Origin of the sequence: Micromonospora sp. NPDC047740, from assembly GCF_043204735.1 — a bacterium.
Taxonomy (GTDB): Bacteria; Actinomycetota; Actinomycetes; order Mycobacteriales; family Micromonosporaceae; genus Micromonospora.
Map to the genome: position 1 here is coordinate 189,426 of NZ_JBIDCT010000002.1, position 15,342 is coordinate 204,767.

At 71.5% G+C, this 15,342-nt stretch carries 18 protein-coding genes; 11 read left to right on the plus strand and 7 right to left on the minus strand.

Features of this window, described 5'->3' with window-relative positions; translation table 11 throughout:
- Positions 1-43: 43 nt before the first annotated feature.
- The 6 genes from ACGF4F_RS05420 to ACGF4F_RS05445 all read left to right on the plus strand — a co-directional run bounded on the left by ACGF4F_RS05420 (position 44) and on the right by ACGF4F_RS05445 (position 6,539).
- A complete protein-coding gene (locus ACGF4F_RS05420) occupies positions 44-916 on the plus strand; it encodes a terpene synthase family protein (protein WP_393075164.1) in 873 nt (290 codons plus the stop codon).
- A complete protein-coding gene (locus ACGF4F_RS05425) occupies positions 913-2,568 on the plus strand; it encodes a prenyltransferase/squalene oxidase repeat-containing protein (protein ID WP_393075167.1) in 1,656 nt (551 codons plus the stop codon). The genes ACGF4F_RS05420 and ACGF4F_RS05425 overlap by 4 nt, the downstream gene beginning before the upstream one ends.
- A gap of 121 nt (positions 2,569-2,689) precedes the next feature.
- Entirely contained in the window at positions 2,690-5,125 is a 2,436-nt protein-coding gene (locus ACGF4F_RS05430) for a nitrate- and nitrite sensing domain-containing protein (RefSeq protein ID WP_393075603.1), read from the plus strand.
- 16 nt (positions 5,126-5,141) lie between these two features.
- Positions 5,142-5,561: a roadblock/LC7 domain-containing protein gene (locus ACGF4F_RS05435; RefSeq protein WP_357434221.1), complete on the plus strand. Its 420-nt coding sequence runs from the start codon at positions 5,142-5,144 to the stop codon at positions 5,559-5,561.
- Between the two features lie 8 nt (positions 5,562-5,569).
- Positions 5,570-5,947: a DUF742 domain-containing protein gene (locus ACGF4F_RS05440; RefSeq protein ID WP_357434220.1), complete on the plus strand. Its 378-nt coding sequence runs from the start codon at positions 5,570-5,572 to the stop codon at positions 5,945-5,947.
- Positions 5,928-6,539 (plus strand): ATP/GTP-binding protein, encoded by a 612-nt coding sequence (locus ACGF4F_RS05445; RefSeq protein WP_393075172.1) that lies wholly within the window; start codon positions 5,928-5,930, stop codon positions 6,537-6,539. The genes ACGF4F_RS05440 and ACGF4F_RS05445 overlap by 20 nt, the downstream gene beginning before the upstream one ends.
- 117 nt (positions 6,540-6,656) lie before the next feature.
- On the opposite strand, the gene ACGF4F_RS05450 is transcribed toward ACGF4F_RS05445, so the two are convergent.
- The 7 genes from ACGF4F_RS05450 to ACGF4F_RS05480 form a co-directional block, all read right to left on the minus strand.
- Positions 6,657-6,983, minus strand: coding sequence for a VOC family protein (locus ACGF4F_RS05450; RefSeq protein ID WP_393075175.1), 327 nt, complete (start codon positions 6,981-6,983; stop codon positions 6,657-6,659).
- A 146-nt stretch (positions 6,984-7,129) separates the two neighbouring features.
- A complete protein-coding gene (locus ACGF4F_RS05455; protein WP_393075178.1) occupies positions 7,130-7,441 on the minus strand; it encodes a winged helix-turn-helix domain-containing protein in 312 nt (103 codons plus the stop codon).
- A complete protein-coding gene (locus ACGF4F_RS05460) occupies positions 7,438-7,887 on the minus strand; it encodes a hypothetical protein (RefSeq protein WP_393075181.1) in 450 nt (149 codons plus the stop codon). The genes ACGF4F_RS05455 and ACGF4F_RS05460 overlap by 4 nt, the downstream gene beginning before the upstream one ends.
- A gap of 115 nt (positions 7,888-8,002) precedes the next feature.
- Positions 8,003-9,211, minus strand: coding sequence for an ABC transporter permease (locus tag ACGF4F_RS05465; RefSeq protein WP_393075184.1), 1,209 nt, complete (start codon positions 9,209-9,211; stop codon positions 8,003-8,005).
- Positions 9,212-9,287: 76 nt separating this feature from the next.
- Entirely contained in the window at positions 9,288-9,968 is a 681-nt protein-coding gene (locus ACGF4F_RS05470; protein WP_393075606.1) for an ABC transporter ATP-binding protein, read from the minus strand.
- A gap of 11 nt (positions 9,969-9,979) precedes the next feature.
- Positions 9,980-11,032 (minus strand): efflux RND transporter periplasmic adaptor subunit, encoded by a 1,053-nt coding sequence (locus tag ACGF4F_RS05475; RefSeq protein ID WP_393075609.1) that lies wholly within the window; start codon positions 11,030-11,032, stop codon positions 9,980-9,982.
- Between the two features lie 188 nt (positions 11,033-11,220).
- Positions 11,221-11,769, minus strand: a complete 549-nt coding sequence (locus ACGF4F_RS05480; RefSeq protein ID WP_357434205.1) for a hypothetical protein — start codon at positions 11,767-11,769, stop codon at positions 11,221-11,223.
- 131 nt (positions 11,770-11,900) lie between these two features.
- On the opposite strand from ACGF4F_RS05480, the gene ACGF4F_RS05485 reads away from it, so the two are divergent.
- The 5 genes from ACGF4F_RS05485 (at position 11,901) to ACGF4F_RS05505 (ending at position 15,341) form a co-directional block, all read left to right on the plus strand.
- Positions 11,901-12,557, plus strand: a complete 657-nt coding sequence (locus tag ACGF4F_RS05485) for a response regulator transcription factor (protein WP_198940137.1) — start codon at positions 11,901-11,903, stop codon at positions 12,555-12,557.
- A complete protein-coding gene (locus ACGF4F_RS05490; protein WP_393075188.1) occupies positions 12,554-13,822 on the plus strand; it encodes a sensor histidine kinase in 1,269 nt (422 codons plus the stop codon). The genes ACGF4F_RS05485 and ACGF4F_RS05490 overlap by 4 nt, the downstream gene beginning before the upstream one ends.
- Before the next feature lie 136 nt (positions 13,823-13,958).
- Positions 13,959-14,666, plus strand: coding sequence for a hypothetical protein (locus ACGF4F_RS05495; RefSeq protein WP_357434201.1), 708 nt, complete (start codon positions 13,959-13,961; stop codon positions 14,664-14,666).
- Positions 14,667-14,679: 13 nt separating this feature from the next.
- On the plus strand, positions 14,680-14,940 hold the full coding sequence (locus ACGF4F_RS05500; protein ID WP_357434199.1) for a hypothetical protein: 261 nt from the start codon (positions 14,680-14,682) through the stop codon (positions 14,938-14,940).
- Entirely contained in the window at positions 14,937-15,341 is a 405-nt protein-coding gene (locus ACGF4F_RS05505; protein ID WP_393075193.1) for a hypothetical protein, read from the plus strand. Before ACGF4F_RS05500 ends, ACGF4F_RS05505 begins: the two co-directional genes overlap by 4 nt.
- The last annotated feature ends 1 nt before the right edge of the window (position 15,342 follow it).

The following is a 15,342-nucleotide window of genomic DNA, read 5'->3' on the forward strand; positions in this document are numbered from 1 at the left end:
TTCGGGCCCGCACGTACCGCTCACCGCAGCCGACCTGCTCACCGTGGCAGAGCACGGACGGATCTGCGCGCTGGCCGTCCGACTCGAACGTGACCTGCACGAGGTGGTATCCCGCCACCAGGATCTGTTTACCGGCCGGCCGTTCGACCCAGCCCTGGTCAGCAGCATCGCCATGTCGATCGCCGTCACCGCACCCGAATACCCGGCCGAGCAACTGCGGGTGACGACGCGGACCCTGCTGTGGGTATTCGCGGCCGACTGGCAGATCGACTATCTGGCGAGGACTGCCGACGACGTGCGGGCGGTCGTCGCCGACTGCCTCGCGGTCGCTGACGGCAGCCCTCCCCCCGGCAGGCACCCACTGGCCCGGCTGTTGGCCGAGATCGGCGGCGATCTGGCGGCGGCGCCTGCTTTTGCGGTCATGCAGCCGATGTGGCGGGAAGAACTCGGGCGGATGTTCGCGGCGGTCGAGCAGGAATGGACCTGGAAGACCACGCCCGAGGCCGCGTCGGAGCCGAGCACTGCTGCTCCGACGCTCGATGAATACCTCGGCAACGCCGACAATCTCGCCTGTGTGCTGGTCAACGTGGCGCACTGGACCTACGTCGGAGATCAGGACTGCCTCGACCACATTGCCGAACTCAGAGTCGCCAGCCGCGCGGTGCAGCGCGCACTGCGGCTGGTCAACGACCTCGCTACGTATCGGCGCGACCTCCAATGGGGGGACCTCAACGCGCTCCTGCTCGTCAACGACTCGACCGAGGTGACCACCAGGCTCACCACGCTCATCGAGGGCTGCCACGACCTGATCCGGCCGCTGGAGCCAACGTGCCCCCGGCAGGCCACCTACCTGAAACGCCAGATCGCGTTCACCAGCGGCTTCTACCAGGTCTCAGACTTCTGGGGCAGCCTGTGAGCAGCCAGGGCATCCCCACACCCACCCGCGCCGAGGACGACCTCGACTTCGCCGTACGTGAACTGATCGCCAGTCTGGAGGCGGAGCCGTGGGGTCAGGTTGCTCCATCGGTCTACGAGACCGCCCGGCTCGTGGCGCTGTCTCCGTGGCTCGGCGGGCATGGTGAGCGCATCGCGTACCTGCTCGAGAGCCAGCGGGGGGATGGCGCGTGGGGCCCGCCAGAGGGTTATGCGCTGGTACCCACGCTGAGCGCCACCGAGGCGCTGCTCGCGACCATCCGGGCGATCGGATCCGGAGCGCAACGGGATCATGGGCAGGCACGGTTGGCCGTCGCCGCCAGCCACGGCCTCCAGGCGCTCACCAATTGGCTACGCGGGGATCTGCTGGTGCCGGACACACCGGCAGCGGACGTCATCGTGCCCTCGCTCGTGGCGGAGATCAATCAGCACCTCGACCGACTTGAGGACGCGCCAGCCACCGGCCTCGAACGCTGGCACGGCGTGCGCCTGGGCCTGCCGGCGGGAATGGACAACAACCGCCTCGCCCGGGTCCGACAGGCTTTGGCGGCCGGTGCTGAGCTGCCCGGCAAGCTGCTGCACTTCCTAGAGGTCCTGGGCCCTGCTGCCCGCCGCGCCGCCGGCATCCACCCGATGCCGCCCGGCACGGTCGGCGCCTCGCCGGCGGCGACCGCTGCCTGGTTCGGCGTCCCCGCCACCCCCGACGATCCCGCCTGGGCATACCTGGCGTCCGTAGCCGGTGGTGGACCCGTACCGTGCCCGCTTCCCATCACCGTCTTCGAACAGGCGTGGGTGGTGAGCGGACTGGCACGTGCCGGAATAAGGCCCGCGGTGCGTCCAGGCGTGCTGGCGAGCCTCGCCGCCGCGATGGGCCCAGTCGGCACCCCCACCGGGCCAGGACTACCCGCTGACGCGGACACCACGTCCGTGGCGCTGCATGCGCTCGGGAAGCTTGGCCAGCCGGCAGATCCCCGAGGTCTGTGGACGTACGAAACCGCGGACGGTTTCTGCACCTGGCCGGGTGAGGACGGCTTTTCCGTCACCACCAACGCGCACGTCCTGGACGCTTTTGGCCAGTACGTGCACGGCAGCAATCCCTCGCCACGGTACGTGACGGCCATCGATCGGCTCACGGTCCTGCTGCGCGAACACCAGCAGCCCGACGGACAGTGGCGCGACCGATGGCACGCCTCGCCGTATTACGCCACCGCGTGCTGCACCCAGGCGCTCAACGACTTCGGCCGCGGGCCCACGGCGGTCGAGTCGGTGGTGAAGGCCGTCGACTGGGTCCTGGCCACCCAACGGTCCGACGGCTCGTGGGGACGATGGGGCGGCACCGTTGAGGAGACCGCATACGCGCTGCAGGTGCTGCTGACCACGCGCCCGCAGGCTGCGGGGGTCGGAACGGCCGCGCGTCGCGGCTGCGCGTACCTGCGCCACGCCGCCGGGCGCGGCGCTGATCCTCCCCTCTGGTACGGCAAAGAGCTTTACCACCCGAGGGCGATCGTCCGGGCCGCGGTGCTCGCCGCACTGCATCTCGCGCGGCAGCACCCGGAGGTCACCACAGTGGAGGCTAGTGCAATCGCGTCCAAACCCGGACAGGCTGCCGGCAAGCCGGTGATCAGCGACGCTTGAGGGATTGTTCGGGCACTGCTAGCGTGCCCCGTTGTCGCGCGCCGACGGCTCGCACGCACCCAGGTACCTCAATTCACCAAGCTGTATGCCAGATGCTTCAACGGCTGACTGGGACGGTGTAATGCGTTCTCGCAGTACCAATGTACGCACCAAAGTGGTCGCGATGCTCGTGTCGCTAACCGCCCTGTGGGCGTTCGCGGCGTGGGTGACCCTGCGGGACGGCCTGAACCTGCTCTGGGTGAACACGCTGAACAGCACCGTCTATGAGCCGAGCGCCCCGCTGCTGAAGGCACTGCAGAACGAACGCCGACTCACGCTGGCCTACCTGGGCGGACCCGGGAACGACAGCCAGGCGCGAGCGGCCCTGGAGGCCCAACGACGAGAGTCCGAGCAGCTCGCGGCGAGCTTCAAGGAGTCCGCACAGGGCTGGCAGACCGACCTTGCCGGCAGCGACAAGCTGGGCCAACGGCTCGACGCCACCTACGCCAGCCTGGATGGTCTCGCCGCTACCCGCGAGTCGGTCAACGCAAGGACGATCGACCGCACCAGCGCAGGGCGTTCTTTCGCCGACGCAATCGACTCGATCTTCAGCATCTACCACGCCACCGCGAGCCTTGACGACAAGGAAATCGCGGGCTACGCCGCGGCGCTCATCCAGCTCAACCGGATGTCGGAACTGATCTCACAAGAGGACGCCCTGATGAGCGGCATCCTCGCCAGCGGTCGGCTCACCGGCGCCGAATACGCGCAGTTTGCACAGCTCGTCGGCGCACAGCGATTCGCCGGGGCCGAGACCTCGACCAAGCTGTCACCCGACGACCGCGCCCGATACGAACAGCTGCTCGCCGGCGACGCGTTCAGCCGCCTCCGGTCAATCGAAGACCAGGTTGTCCAGAGCGCCAACACGCGCTCCAAGGCTCCGGTCGACGCAGCCCAATGGCGCCGCGCGGTAGACGACGCCCAGGGCGAGCTGCAAAGCGTCGTGACCGCCGGTGGCAACGGGATCGTCAGCGGCGCCACGGGCGTGGCCATCATGGTCATCGTCCGGCTTCTCCTCGCGGCCGGCCTCGGCACGATCGCCGTTATCGCCTCGATCATCCTCGCGATCACGACCGCCCGCGCCCTGGTGGCCCAGCTGGAGCGGCTGCGGAACGCCGCCCACGACCTCGCTGACAAGCGACTGCCCAGCGTGGTCGAACGACTCGGCCACGGTGAGCAGGTGGACGTCGCCGTCGAAGCACCACCGCTGGACTTCGGCTCCGACGAGATCGGGCAGGTCGGCGAGGCCTTCAACCGGGTCCAGGAGACGGCCATCCGCACCGCCGTGGAGCAGGCGGAGCTGCGCCGCAACGTGCGCGACGTCTTCCTCAGCCTCGCCCGGCGTACGCAGGGCCTCGTCCACCGCCAGGTGACCCTGCTCGACGCGATGGAGCGCCGCGAGCACGACGCCGACGAGCTCGAGGACCTGTTCCGCGTCGACCACCTCGCCACCCGCATGCGGCGCAACGCGGAAAACCTCATCGTCCTGTCCGGCGCGGCGCCCGGCCGCGCCTGGCGCCGGGACGTGCCCATGATCGACGTGGCCCGCGCGGCGACCCAGGAGGTGGAGGACTACACGCGGGTGAACGTGCTGCCGTTCGGCTCCGTGGGCCTGACCGGCCGGGCCGCCGGTGACGTCATCCACCTGCTCGCCGAGCTCGTCGAGAACGCGCTGTCCTTCTCCCCGCCGAACACCGAGGTGGAGGTGCGGGGACAGTTGGTGGCGCGCGGCTTCGTCATCGAGGTCGAGGACCGCGGTCTGGGCATGAGCGAGGAGGAACTCGCCGCAGCCAACGACCGCATCGCCAACCCGACCGAGTTCAACCTGGCCAATGCCAACCAGCTGGGTCTGTTCGTGGTGAGCCACCTCGCCCAGCGGCACGACCTCAGCGTCAACCTCAAGACCTCGCCGTACGGCGGCACCACCGCCGTCGTGCTCATCCCGATGGAGCTGGTGACCAGCGCCGAAGCCCTCACCGCCGCAGCCGGCAAGGCCGGCGGTCCGTCCGCCGGCGAGCCCACCGCGTCCCTCCACGACGGCCTGCCCGCCGTGGAACGACGGGGATCCGTCGCGCTGACCGACGCCCCGCCGGCCCGCCAGCCCACCCTGGAGCTGCCGGCCGTGGGCATGCGGGCACCGGTGCGCCCGGCCGCTGAAGATGCCACGCCCGTTGAAAAGGCCGCGCCCGTCGCGGACACCGCGCCCGTTGCCGAGCCGGGCAGCGCGGGCGCCCCGCTCGTGCCGCGTCCGCGGCCCGACGCGGATCGGACCCCGCAAGGACTGCCGGTGCGGGTCCGGCAGGCGAGCCTCGCACCGCAGTTGCGGGCCGACGCCGAACCGGCCGTCGAAGCGCCCGCCGAGGCGGACCCGGGCAGGTCGCCGGAACAGATCCGCCAACTGATGAGCCGCTACCAGAGCGGCACCCGCCGTGGACGCGACGACGCGCGCCTGCTCGGCGACGAAGACGAACAGCCCCCAGCCGCCGACGATTCACCGGCGGCCGGGACCGATCGGTAGAAAGAGGAACCAGCACGTGCAGCATCAGAACTCTTCGAGGTCCGATCTGGCCTGGCTGCTCGACGACCTGGTCGGACGTGTCAAGCAGACCCAGCATGCCGTCGTACTCTCGGTGGACGGCCTGCTGATGGCGTCCTCCGCCGGACTCAGCCGGGACGACGCGGAGCAACTGGCCGCGATCGCCTCTGGAATCCAGAGCCTCGCCAAGGGTGCCGGACGTCGCTTCGGCGGCGGACCGGTGCGGCAGACCGTCATCGAGATGCAGTCATCGTTCCTGTTCGTCACGGCGGCCGGTCACGGCGCGTGCCTGGCCGTCCTCGCGGCCGAGGACGCCGACGTCGGTCTCGTCGCCTACGAGATGGCCATGATCGTTCAGAGGGCCGGCAAGTTCCTGGCCGCCCCCGCCCGAGCCACCGTCCAGCTGTCCGGGAAGTAGAGGCGCCCATGACGAGGCCTGACGCCGAGCCGATGTGGGTCGATGACGAGGCCGGACCGGTGGTCCGGCCCTACGCCATGACCCGCGGGCGAGCCAGACCGAGGAACGGCTTCAACGTGATCTCACTCGTGACCGCAACCCGGGCGACCCCGCCCCTCGACGTCGGACTGGTGCCGGAGCACGCTCGGATCATCGAGCTGTGCCAGCGGCCCCTCGCGTTGGCGGAGGTCGCCGCGCACCTCCACCTGCCGCTCGGCACGGTCCGCGTCCTGCTCGACGACCTGGTCGCCCGCCAGCTTGTGCAGGTCTCCGAACCCCGTCCGCCCGCCACTCTTCCCGACGACAGCGTATTCGAGGCGCTCATTCATGGACTACGAGAACTCTGACAGGGAGGATCGGACGATCCTGCCCACCGCCCTCAAGATCCTCATTGCGGGGGGCTTCGGCGTCGGCAAGACGACCCTCGTCGCAGCGGTCAGCGAAACCCAGCCGCTACGCACCGAGGAGGTGCTCTCCGAGCGGGGCGTCGGCGTCGACGACCTCACCGGGGTCGAGGCGAAGTCCACCACCACGGTGGCGATGGACTTCGGCCGAATCACCTTCGGTGACGACCTCGTGCTCTACCTGTTCGGCACCCCAGGGCAGGACCGCTTCTGGTTCCTCTGGGACGAGTTGGCCCTCGGCGCCCTCGGCGCGGTGGTGCTCGCCGACACCCGCCGCCTGGCCGACTGCTTCCCGTCCATCGACTACTTCGAGGGCCAGGGTCTGCCGTTCATCGTCGCCGTGAACTGCTTCGACGGCGCTCGGCAGTACAGCCTCGAAGAGGTGCAGATGGCGTTGAACCTCGACCCGGACGTGCCGGTGATGCTGTGCGACGCCCGCAAGCGGGAGTCCAGCAAGGAGGTCCTCATCACCCTGCTCCAGCACGTCATGAAGGGACGGGGCCTGACCCGCAAGCCGCAGACCGTCGGGTCCTGACGGTCAGTGCCCGACCAGCGGCCGGCGATACGGCTGACCGCCTGCACAGCCTGTGCGAGGACGGGTGCGGTCGCTGCTACACGGCGCCGCACCCGCCACCGCGCGGATGCCGGGGCCTCAGATTGCCACCGGGTGGCGGGGCTCGTAGAGGCCGAGTTCGCCACCGCCGGGCAGCCGCAGCGCGGTGCGCAGCCCCCACCGCTCCTCGGTGACCGGGATCGTGAACTCGACGCCGTTCGCCGTCAGCTCGGCCATGGTCGCCTCGACGTCGTCGCACATGAGAAACAGCTCGTGGGCCGGCTCGCCGTCGGTCGGGTGCACGGCGAGCTCGGCCGGCGGCAGCCGGAAGATGAGCCAACCGTGGCCGGCGTCGACATGCTGATAGCCGAGCGTGTCCCGGAAGAAGGCCCGATCTCCCTCCGGGTCGCGGCTGTAAATGATCACATGAGCACCATTGATCACGCGTCGACCATAACGGCGCCGGGGGAGACGCGCAGGCCGATCGCGGCGACCGCCACCACCGCCGGCACCAGCAGCTGGGTCGAGGACGAGGCGGGCGTGCATTCCGGCGGCAACCGTCGCTGGTCGGCTCAGGTGCCGGCGTCGATGATCTTTTTAAGCGATTCCGTGTAGGCGTCGAAGGCGGTCCGGCCCGCCGGGGTCAGACTCACCCAGGTTCGCGGTCTGCGCCCCGTGCCGGCCTTGACGATCTGCACGTAACCGGCCGCTTCCAAGGTGGTCAGGTGCTTGGAGAGCAGCGAATCGCTGACCTCGATGGTGTCGCGGAGGAATCGGAACTCCGCCTTCTCCAGCCCGGCGAGCGCGGCGACGATCGACAACCGGACCGGGGCGTGGATGACATCGACGAGTCCGTGACGCGGATGGCTGCCCTGGTCGGTCATCGGCGAAACACCCACGCCGCCGCCAGGAGCGGGGGTAGACCCGGCACGATAGCGATGATCACCACCCACGGTGACAGGCCCTGAGGCACCTGGTCCAGGGCGGCAAGAGCTCCGCACAAGAGGAGTATCCAGATCCAGCCGATCACCTTGTCTCGGCGGGCGGCGCCCCGACTGAACGCACCGGTGCGCGAGTTGAGGATGCCCAGGGGCACACACATCACGATCGCAGCAATCACCATCCCCATCGAATACTCGGGATGCAGGTGCAGGACGAGCAGGAAGCTGGGGATGAATGCGGCGGCCCACAGCCATTGGAGGACTTCCCGCCAGAGGCTTGCGCGGGCCCGACGGCTGACGCGTTGGATCTCGCGAAGGGCGGCGGCGGCGTCGAGCGGAGCTGGTTCGGCACCGGGAGCGGATGACGGGTCGGCGCTGGAGGGAGCCATGCGGCGAAGGTAGCAACTACTTGAATGACCTTCAAGTAGTTGCCGCACGCGCACGAAGCTGGCGGGTTGCGGCCGACGTCGACCACAACCCGCCAGGACTCCTCCCTGATCGCCGTTACGGGGTGGCAAGCGCCTCGGTCGGGGCGAGCCGGGCGGCGCGGATCGCCGGGTACAGCCCGGCGAGAGCACCGATCAGCAGGGTCGCACCGACCCCGCCGGCCGCCGCCCAGACCGGCACCACCGCTGGCCACGCCTGGGAGAGGGCGTAACCGGCGGTGACCCCGGCGCCCAGCAGCACCCCGCCGACCCCGCCAAGGGCCGACAGCAGCAGCGACTCGGCCAGAAACTGGGTGCGTACCTGGCCGCGGGTGGCACCGAGCGAACGACGCAGGCCGATCTCCGGGCGCCGTTCCAGCACCGAGATGACCATCGTGTTCGCCACCCCGACGCCGCCCACCAGCAGGGCGACCGCGCCGAGTCCGAGCAGCAGCCCGGTGAACGCCTCGTCGGTGGCCTGCTTCGCGGCGAGCGCGTCGGACGGCCGCGCCACCTTCACCTCGTTCGGCGCCTCCGGGTTCGCGGTGGCGCCGAGCACCGCGCGTACCGCCTCGACGGCGGTGTCCGCGGTGCGGGTGTAGACGGTGGTCGGGTGCCCGTCGAAGCCGAGATAGGACTTCGCCGCGTCCCAGCCGACCAGCGCGGACAGGTCCAGCTCCGGGGCCAGCGGCGCGGGCGCCAGGATCCCCACCACGGTGAACCAGCGCCCACCGAGCTGGACCTGCACGTCCGGCCCGGCGGCGCCGATCCCGAGCCGCCGCGCCGTGGTGGCGCCGAGCACCACCGCCGGATAGCGCGCGGTGGCGGCGTTCAGCCAGGTGCCGCTCGCCACCGCCAGCCCGACCGTGTCCCGCAGCTCCAGGCTGGCCGCCCGGGTGGCGATCCCGCCGCTCTCGCCCCGAGCGATCAGATCCGACCGGTACACCTTCGCGTCGGCCAGCAGCGCGGTGGCGGCCACCGCCCGTACCGGCCCGATCCGCCCGATCATCGCCACCGACTCGGTCGGCAGCTGGGCGTCGTCGCCGAACAGGGTGTTGCCCGGGCTGACGGTGAGCAGGTTGGTGCCGAGCTGGGCGAGCGTGCGGTCCAGCTCCGCCCGGGACGACGCGGAGATCCCGACGACCGCGACCATGGCGGCGATCCCGATCGCGATGCCCAGCGCGGACAGGAACGCCCGCAGCGGCCGGGTGCGCAGCCCGACCCCGCCAACCCGCAGGACGTCCCGTGGGCGCAGCCGGGCGGGTGCCAGCCGTAGGCGTTCGCTCATGTCGTCGCCTCGCTTCGCTCGCCGACGCCATGAGGCACCACCGCGCTGAGCTGGCTGATTCGCTCGCTGCGCTCGCTCATGCCGGCACCGCCACGGGATGGTGGTCGGCGACGATCCGGCCGTCGCGCATCTGCACCCGGCGGGGCAGGCCGGCCGCGATCTCCAGGTCGTGGGTGATCACCACGATGGTGGTCCCGGCCGCGTGCAGGTCGCGCAGCAGCGCCAGCACCCCGGCGCCGGACGCGGAGTCCAGGTTGCCGGTCGGTTCGTCCGCGAGCAGCAGCCTGGGCGCACCCACCACCGCGCGGGCGATCGCCACCCGCTGCCGCTCGCCGCCGGACAGCTCGTGCGGCCGGTGGTCGAGTCGGTGCCCCAGCCCCACCCGGTCCAGCGCGGCCTCCGCGCGCCGCCGCCGCTCCCGCAGGGGTACGCCCGCGTAGAGCAGCCCGTCGGCGACGTTGTCCCGCACCGGCACGTTCGGGGCCAGGTGGAACTGCTGGAAGACGAAGCCGATCCGGGACGACCGGAGGGCGGAGAGCTGCCGGTCGGCGAGGGCGGCCACGTCGTACCCGTCGATGCGGACCCGGCCGGTGGAGGGGCGGTCCAGGGTACCGATCAGGTGCAGCATGGTGGACTTGCCCGACCCGGAGGGGCCGACGATGGCCACCAGTTCGCCGTACCGGATGGTCAGTGACACCCCGTCGAGGGCCCGTACGCCGCCCGGGTACACCTTGGTCACCTCGGCCAGCTCCACCACCGCGTCGCCGGTCACGTCGGCATCCCCACGGTCGCCCCCTCGGCGAGCCCCGCGCCGGAGACCTCCACCCGGCCGGACGCGAACAACCCGGTCTCCACAGCGACGATCCGCGTGGTAAAGCCCTCGACCAGTTGCACGCCGTAGCCGCCCTCGGCCAGCGCCAGCAGCGCGGCGACCGGCACGGTCAGCACGTCCCGGCGCTCGGCGGCGGTGAACGCCACCTTCGCCGAGGCCTGCTCGAAACCGGTCAGCGCCTTCGGGTCGGCCACGGTCACGGTGACCTCGATCTTGGTCTCCGGGTCGCCCTGGCCGCCCGCTCCGCCGCCGGTGCCGGTGTCGATCACCGTCTCCGTGGCCGCGACCGTGCCGGTGACGTCCTTGTCGTTGGGCAGGGTGACGCTCACCTTGGTGCCCCGCTTCGCCAGCCGCTCGTCGTCGACGTCGAGGGACACCGTCACCACCCGGGCGGTGCCGGTGTAGGTCAGCACCGTCTGGCCGGGCTGGGCCGGGTCGCCGAGGTCCGCCTCGTGGCTGTCCACCCGGACCGCGCCGTCGGCGTAGACGACCCGGCCCAGCTCGACCCGGCCGGTCTCGGGCAGGCCCAGGTCGTCCTGCCACCGCCGCACCGCGTCCGCCGTCGCCGAGGTGTAGTCGTCGTCGACGGCGAACCCGGAGTAGCCCAGCGCCTTGAGGTTCTCCTCGAACTGCCGCACGTCGGCGCCGGACACGCCGGGCCCGAGCGTCCGGTACGCCGGCAGCCGCCCGTACAGCAGCAGCACCTTGGCGTTGTCGACGGCGAACAGCGGCTTGCCCCGGCTGACCTGGCTGCCGGTGGCGGCCAGCGAGGTGACCGTGCCGCCGGTGCGCAGCGTCGCGGTGTGGCTGGCGCCGTAGCCGAGTTCCCCGTCGAAGCTCTCCGAGTCCACCAGGGTCTGCCGGGTGACCTGGGCGGTCGCTGGCGGCAGCCCGCCGCTGGCCGGCGTACCCCCGGTGCGGCCCTCGGCCCCGACGGCGGCCGCGACGCCCGCGGCGGCGGCGACCACCACCGCGGAGGCGACCACGATCGGGGTACGCGCGCGGCGGCGGCGCCGGCCGCCCCCAGCGGGTGCGGCGGCCAGCGGGGTGGTGGTGCTCACCGGAACGATCTCCGTTTGCGACTGCGGGGCTCGCAAACCCGGCTCACTCCTCGCGCTCGCGGAGTTTGTCTCTGTTCGCGACTGCGGGGCTCGCAAACCCGGCTCACTCCTCGCGCTCACTGGGTCCTCTTCATCAGTAGCGGCGCGCCGTCCTGCCGGCACTTCTCCATGGCGGCCTGCACCGTCGGGCTTTTCGGGTCGAAACCGTCGCCGTTGAGTTCGATGGCGCCGTCCGGGCCCGGGTCCGGGAAGTCCGGCACCCCGTTCTCCCGCATGCACCGGGCGAGCTGCCGCACCTTCTCCACCTGCTCCGGGTCGAGCTTGATCTCCTTGCCGCCGTTGGGCATCAGGCTGCGGCACTTCTCCATGGCCGCCTCTCCCTTCGCCCGGTCAGCTCCGTCCGGCATGCGGATGCGGACCTTGCCGTCGGCTGTCTCGGGGTCCGGGAAGTCCGGCAGCCCGTTCTCCCGCATGCACTTGGCGAACTCGCGCTGCCGGTCCTCGTCGCTGACCGGGACGAGGCTGGCGCTCGGCGAGGCACTGGCCGCACCGCCGCCGGCCGTGGCCACCTGCTCCCCGTCCGAACCGGTCTTCGCGCAGCCGGCGACCGCGAGCCCGAGCAGCAGGGGCAGGACGAGCAGTGTGTCCGACATTCGTCGGCGCATGGCACAACTCCTTCCTCCGGGCCGGCGCGGATCGCCGGCCGATACGGACGAGTCGACCGCAGCGGCGGTATCCCGGGCGTAACCGTCGGTGTTAACGCTGTGGTTATCCGTGGCCGCGTCACCATGGGACGGTGCGAGTGCTTGTGGTCGAGGACGAGACGCTGCTGGCCGACTCCATCGCGGAGTGGCTGCGCCGGGAAGCGTTCGCGGTGGACGTCGCCTACGACGGGGACGCGGCGCTGGAACGGCTCGGCGTCACCGACTACGACGTGGTGGTGCTCGACCGGGACCTGCCGGTGGTGCACGGCGACGACGTGTGCCGGGCGGTGGTGGACAGCGGCGGCGAGACGCGGGTGCTGATGCTGACCGCCGCCGCGGCCGTCCGGGAACGGGTGGCCGGCCTGGCCCTCGGCGCCGACGACTACCTGGTCAAACCGTTCGCGCTGGTCGAACTCTCCGCCCGGGTGCACGCGCTGGCCCGGCGGGCTCGCCCGGCCGCTCCGCCGAAGCTGAGCCGGGCCGGCATCGTGGTCGACCCGGCCCGGCGTGAGGTCTACCGCGACGGCCGGTACGTCGCGCTGTCCCGCAAGGAGTTCGCGGTGCTGGCCGAACTGGTCCGGGCCGGCGGGGCGGTGGTCTCCGCCGAGGAGCTGCTGGAGCGGGCCTGGGACGAGCACATCGACCCGTTCACCAACGTGGTACGGGTGACCGTGATGAAGCTGCGCCGCAAGCTCGGCGACCCGCAGGTGGTCGAGACGGTGCCGGGAGTGGGGTATCAGATCAGGTGAAGCGACTGACCATCCGGGCCCGCCTGACCCTGGTGCACGGCGGCCTCCTGCTGCTCGCCGGCGTGGTCCTGCTCGGCGTCACGTACGTGCTGGTCGACCAGCGGATGCGCCAGCCGCTGGCCGGCGTCAAGACCCAGATCACCACGACCAACCCGTTCAGCAGGCTGCCCGGCCCGGGCGAGGCCGACCAGGTGCGGGTCCTGATCCAGGAGGCTCAGGACGAGGCGAAACGGACCGCGCTGGAATCGCTGCTCACCCAGGGCGGGGTGGCGCTGTTGCTGATCTCGGCGATCGCCCTCGGCTTCGGCTGGTTGATCGCCGGGCGGGCGCTGCAGCCGCTGCACCAGATCACCGGCACCGCCCGCCGGATCGCCGCCGCCGGCGCGGCCGGGCGGGGCCTGCACGAGCGGATCGCGTTGCGGGGGCCCCGGGACGAGGTGCAGGAACTAGCCGACACGTTCGACCTGATGCTGGAGCGGCTCGACCGGTCCTTCGACGGCCAGCGGCGGTTCGTGGCGAACGCGTCGCACGAGCTACGTACCCCGCTCGCGCTCAACCGGTCGCTGCTGGAGGTGGCGATGTCCCGGCCGGGCGCCTCCGCCGAGCTGCGGCAGCTCGGCGAGACGCTGCTGGCGATCAACGAACGCCACGAACGGCTCATCGACGGGCTGCTCACCCTGGCCGACTCGGAGCAGCAGGTCGTCGACCGCACCCCGGTAGACCTCGCCGAGATCGCCCGGCACGTCCTCGACCAGGCCGCCGGCACGCCGGAGCTGACCGTACGCCGCCAGCTCGCGTCCGCCGCCACGGCCGGTGACCCGGTGCTGCTGGAGCGGCTCACGCAGAACCTGGTGGAGAACGCGGTCCGGCACAACCTGCCGGCCGGCGGCGAGGTCGACGTGAGCACCGGCCTGGTCAACGGCTGGGTCACCCTGGTGGTCGTCAACACCGGCCCCGTGGTGCCCAGCTACGAGATCGAAACCATCTTCCAGCCGTTCCGGCGGCTGCGTCACGACCGCCTGGCCGGCCCGAGGGGGAGCGCCGGTCGGGGCGGCGCCGACGACCGGGCCGGCGCGGGACGCGGGTTCGGGCTCGGCCTGTCGATCGTGCGGGCGGTGGCCCAGGCGCACGGCGGCGCGGTACACGCCTACCCCCGAAACGGTGGCGGGCTGGTCGTGACGGTCACCCTGCCACCGCTGGGCGCGATCGTCCCCGCCCAACCGGTGCGGACGCTGCCCACCGTGACGCATGGCGGTCAGGCGTGAATTCGTGCCACAGGAACACCGGTTCACGCCGCCGTTGATCTGCGGCGTTCCTGTCGGGCTCCCGTCACGGGAGCTGTTCATCTGATCGCCTTCGATCGATAGCGTCGTGGCACTGGCCGACGACGAAAGGCCGACGATGAACCACAACGGACACCCGTTCTCGCGCCGGCGGCTCCTCGCCGGCGCCGCGGTTGCCTCGGCGGTCACCGTGACCGGCGTGGCCACCGCCCCGACCGCCGCCGCGGCGAACCCCACCCACGCCACCACCCCACTGGTCACCCGCGACCGGATCGGGTCGGCCCTGCTCCACGACCCGGGCGGCGGCCCGGCCGTGGCGCGCTTCCAGGCCGATTTCCACGACCGGCTCGCCGCCTGGCTCGCCTTCTGGTCGGCGAACTCACCCGCCGCCTGGAGCTCCCCGGTCCAGGTCGTCGGCCGGGTCGACCGGTCCGGCGACACGTTCACCCTGCACGCCGTCCGCTATCGGCGCGCCGACGAACTGCACGACGGCTTCGCCGCCGGCCGGGTGGACGGCAGTCACTGGGCAACCCTGGCGAGCCTGCACCACCACTTCCCGATCGTGGCTCCGCTGCCCGGCGGCCCGGTCCAGGTCGGCGACGGGGTCGCCGGCTTCACCGGCAGCGCCGGGCAACTCGCCTTCGCGGTCGCGGCCTGCCGCGAGCTGTGGGGCGAGCGCGCGGCGACCGCTGTCGGCTGGCGGGAGCACGCCAACCAGGTGCTCAGCCGTGCCGGGCAGCGGGGCGATGTCGCCTCCCGCGCCGGCTGGGCGGCCTTCACCCGGACCAGTCTGCGGCGCGGGCTGGGCACCGAATCGTACGAATGACCGGAGGTAGTACATGTCCCGCAGCGAGTTCCGGTTCGTGGTCGACGGCGTCGACCTGACCACCGAGCAGCAGACCCTCATCTCCCGCGAGATCCAGAAGGCGGGGCTGGCCGCCCTCTCCGCCGCCAACGCCAAGCTGACCAACCCGCTCACCGTCGGCCACTCCAACCTCAAGCTCCGCCCCGAGTGGCGCGGTCTCTGGGTGCTCGACGGGATCAACGCCGACGAGCTGGGCCAAAAGATCAACGACATCGGGTTCTGGATCGAGCGGTGACCGATCCCGCCGTACGTCCTGACCCGTCGGAGCGGATGTGCCCGAGTACGCCCGCGGCCAACGCCACGGTCTTCCTCGGCATGATCACTCCGGCGGGTCGGGTCGCCTACGTCACCCCGGCGACCCCGGCCGAGGTCGCCCTGGCCGCGGCCAGCGACGCCGACACCCCGGTCGAGTCCCGCTACCGGCTCGCCGGGCCCTGCGTCACCTCGTCCTGCGGGTTCTGGACCGGTGACCACTGCGGCCTGGGCGCCCGGCTGGCCGCGTCATATCAGGAGGCCGTCGGCCCGACCGAGGTGGAGCTGCCGAAGTGCGCGATCCGGCGTACCTGCCGATGGTTCGCCGAGCAGGGGCCGGCGGCCTGCCCGGCCTGCTCGCACGTCGTCACCGACACCCGCTGAC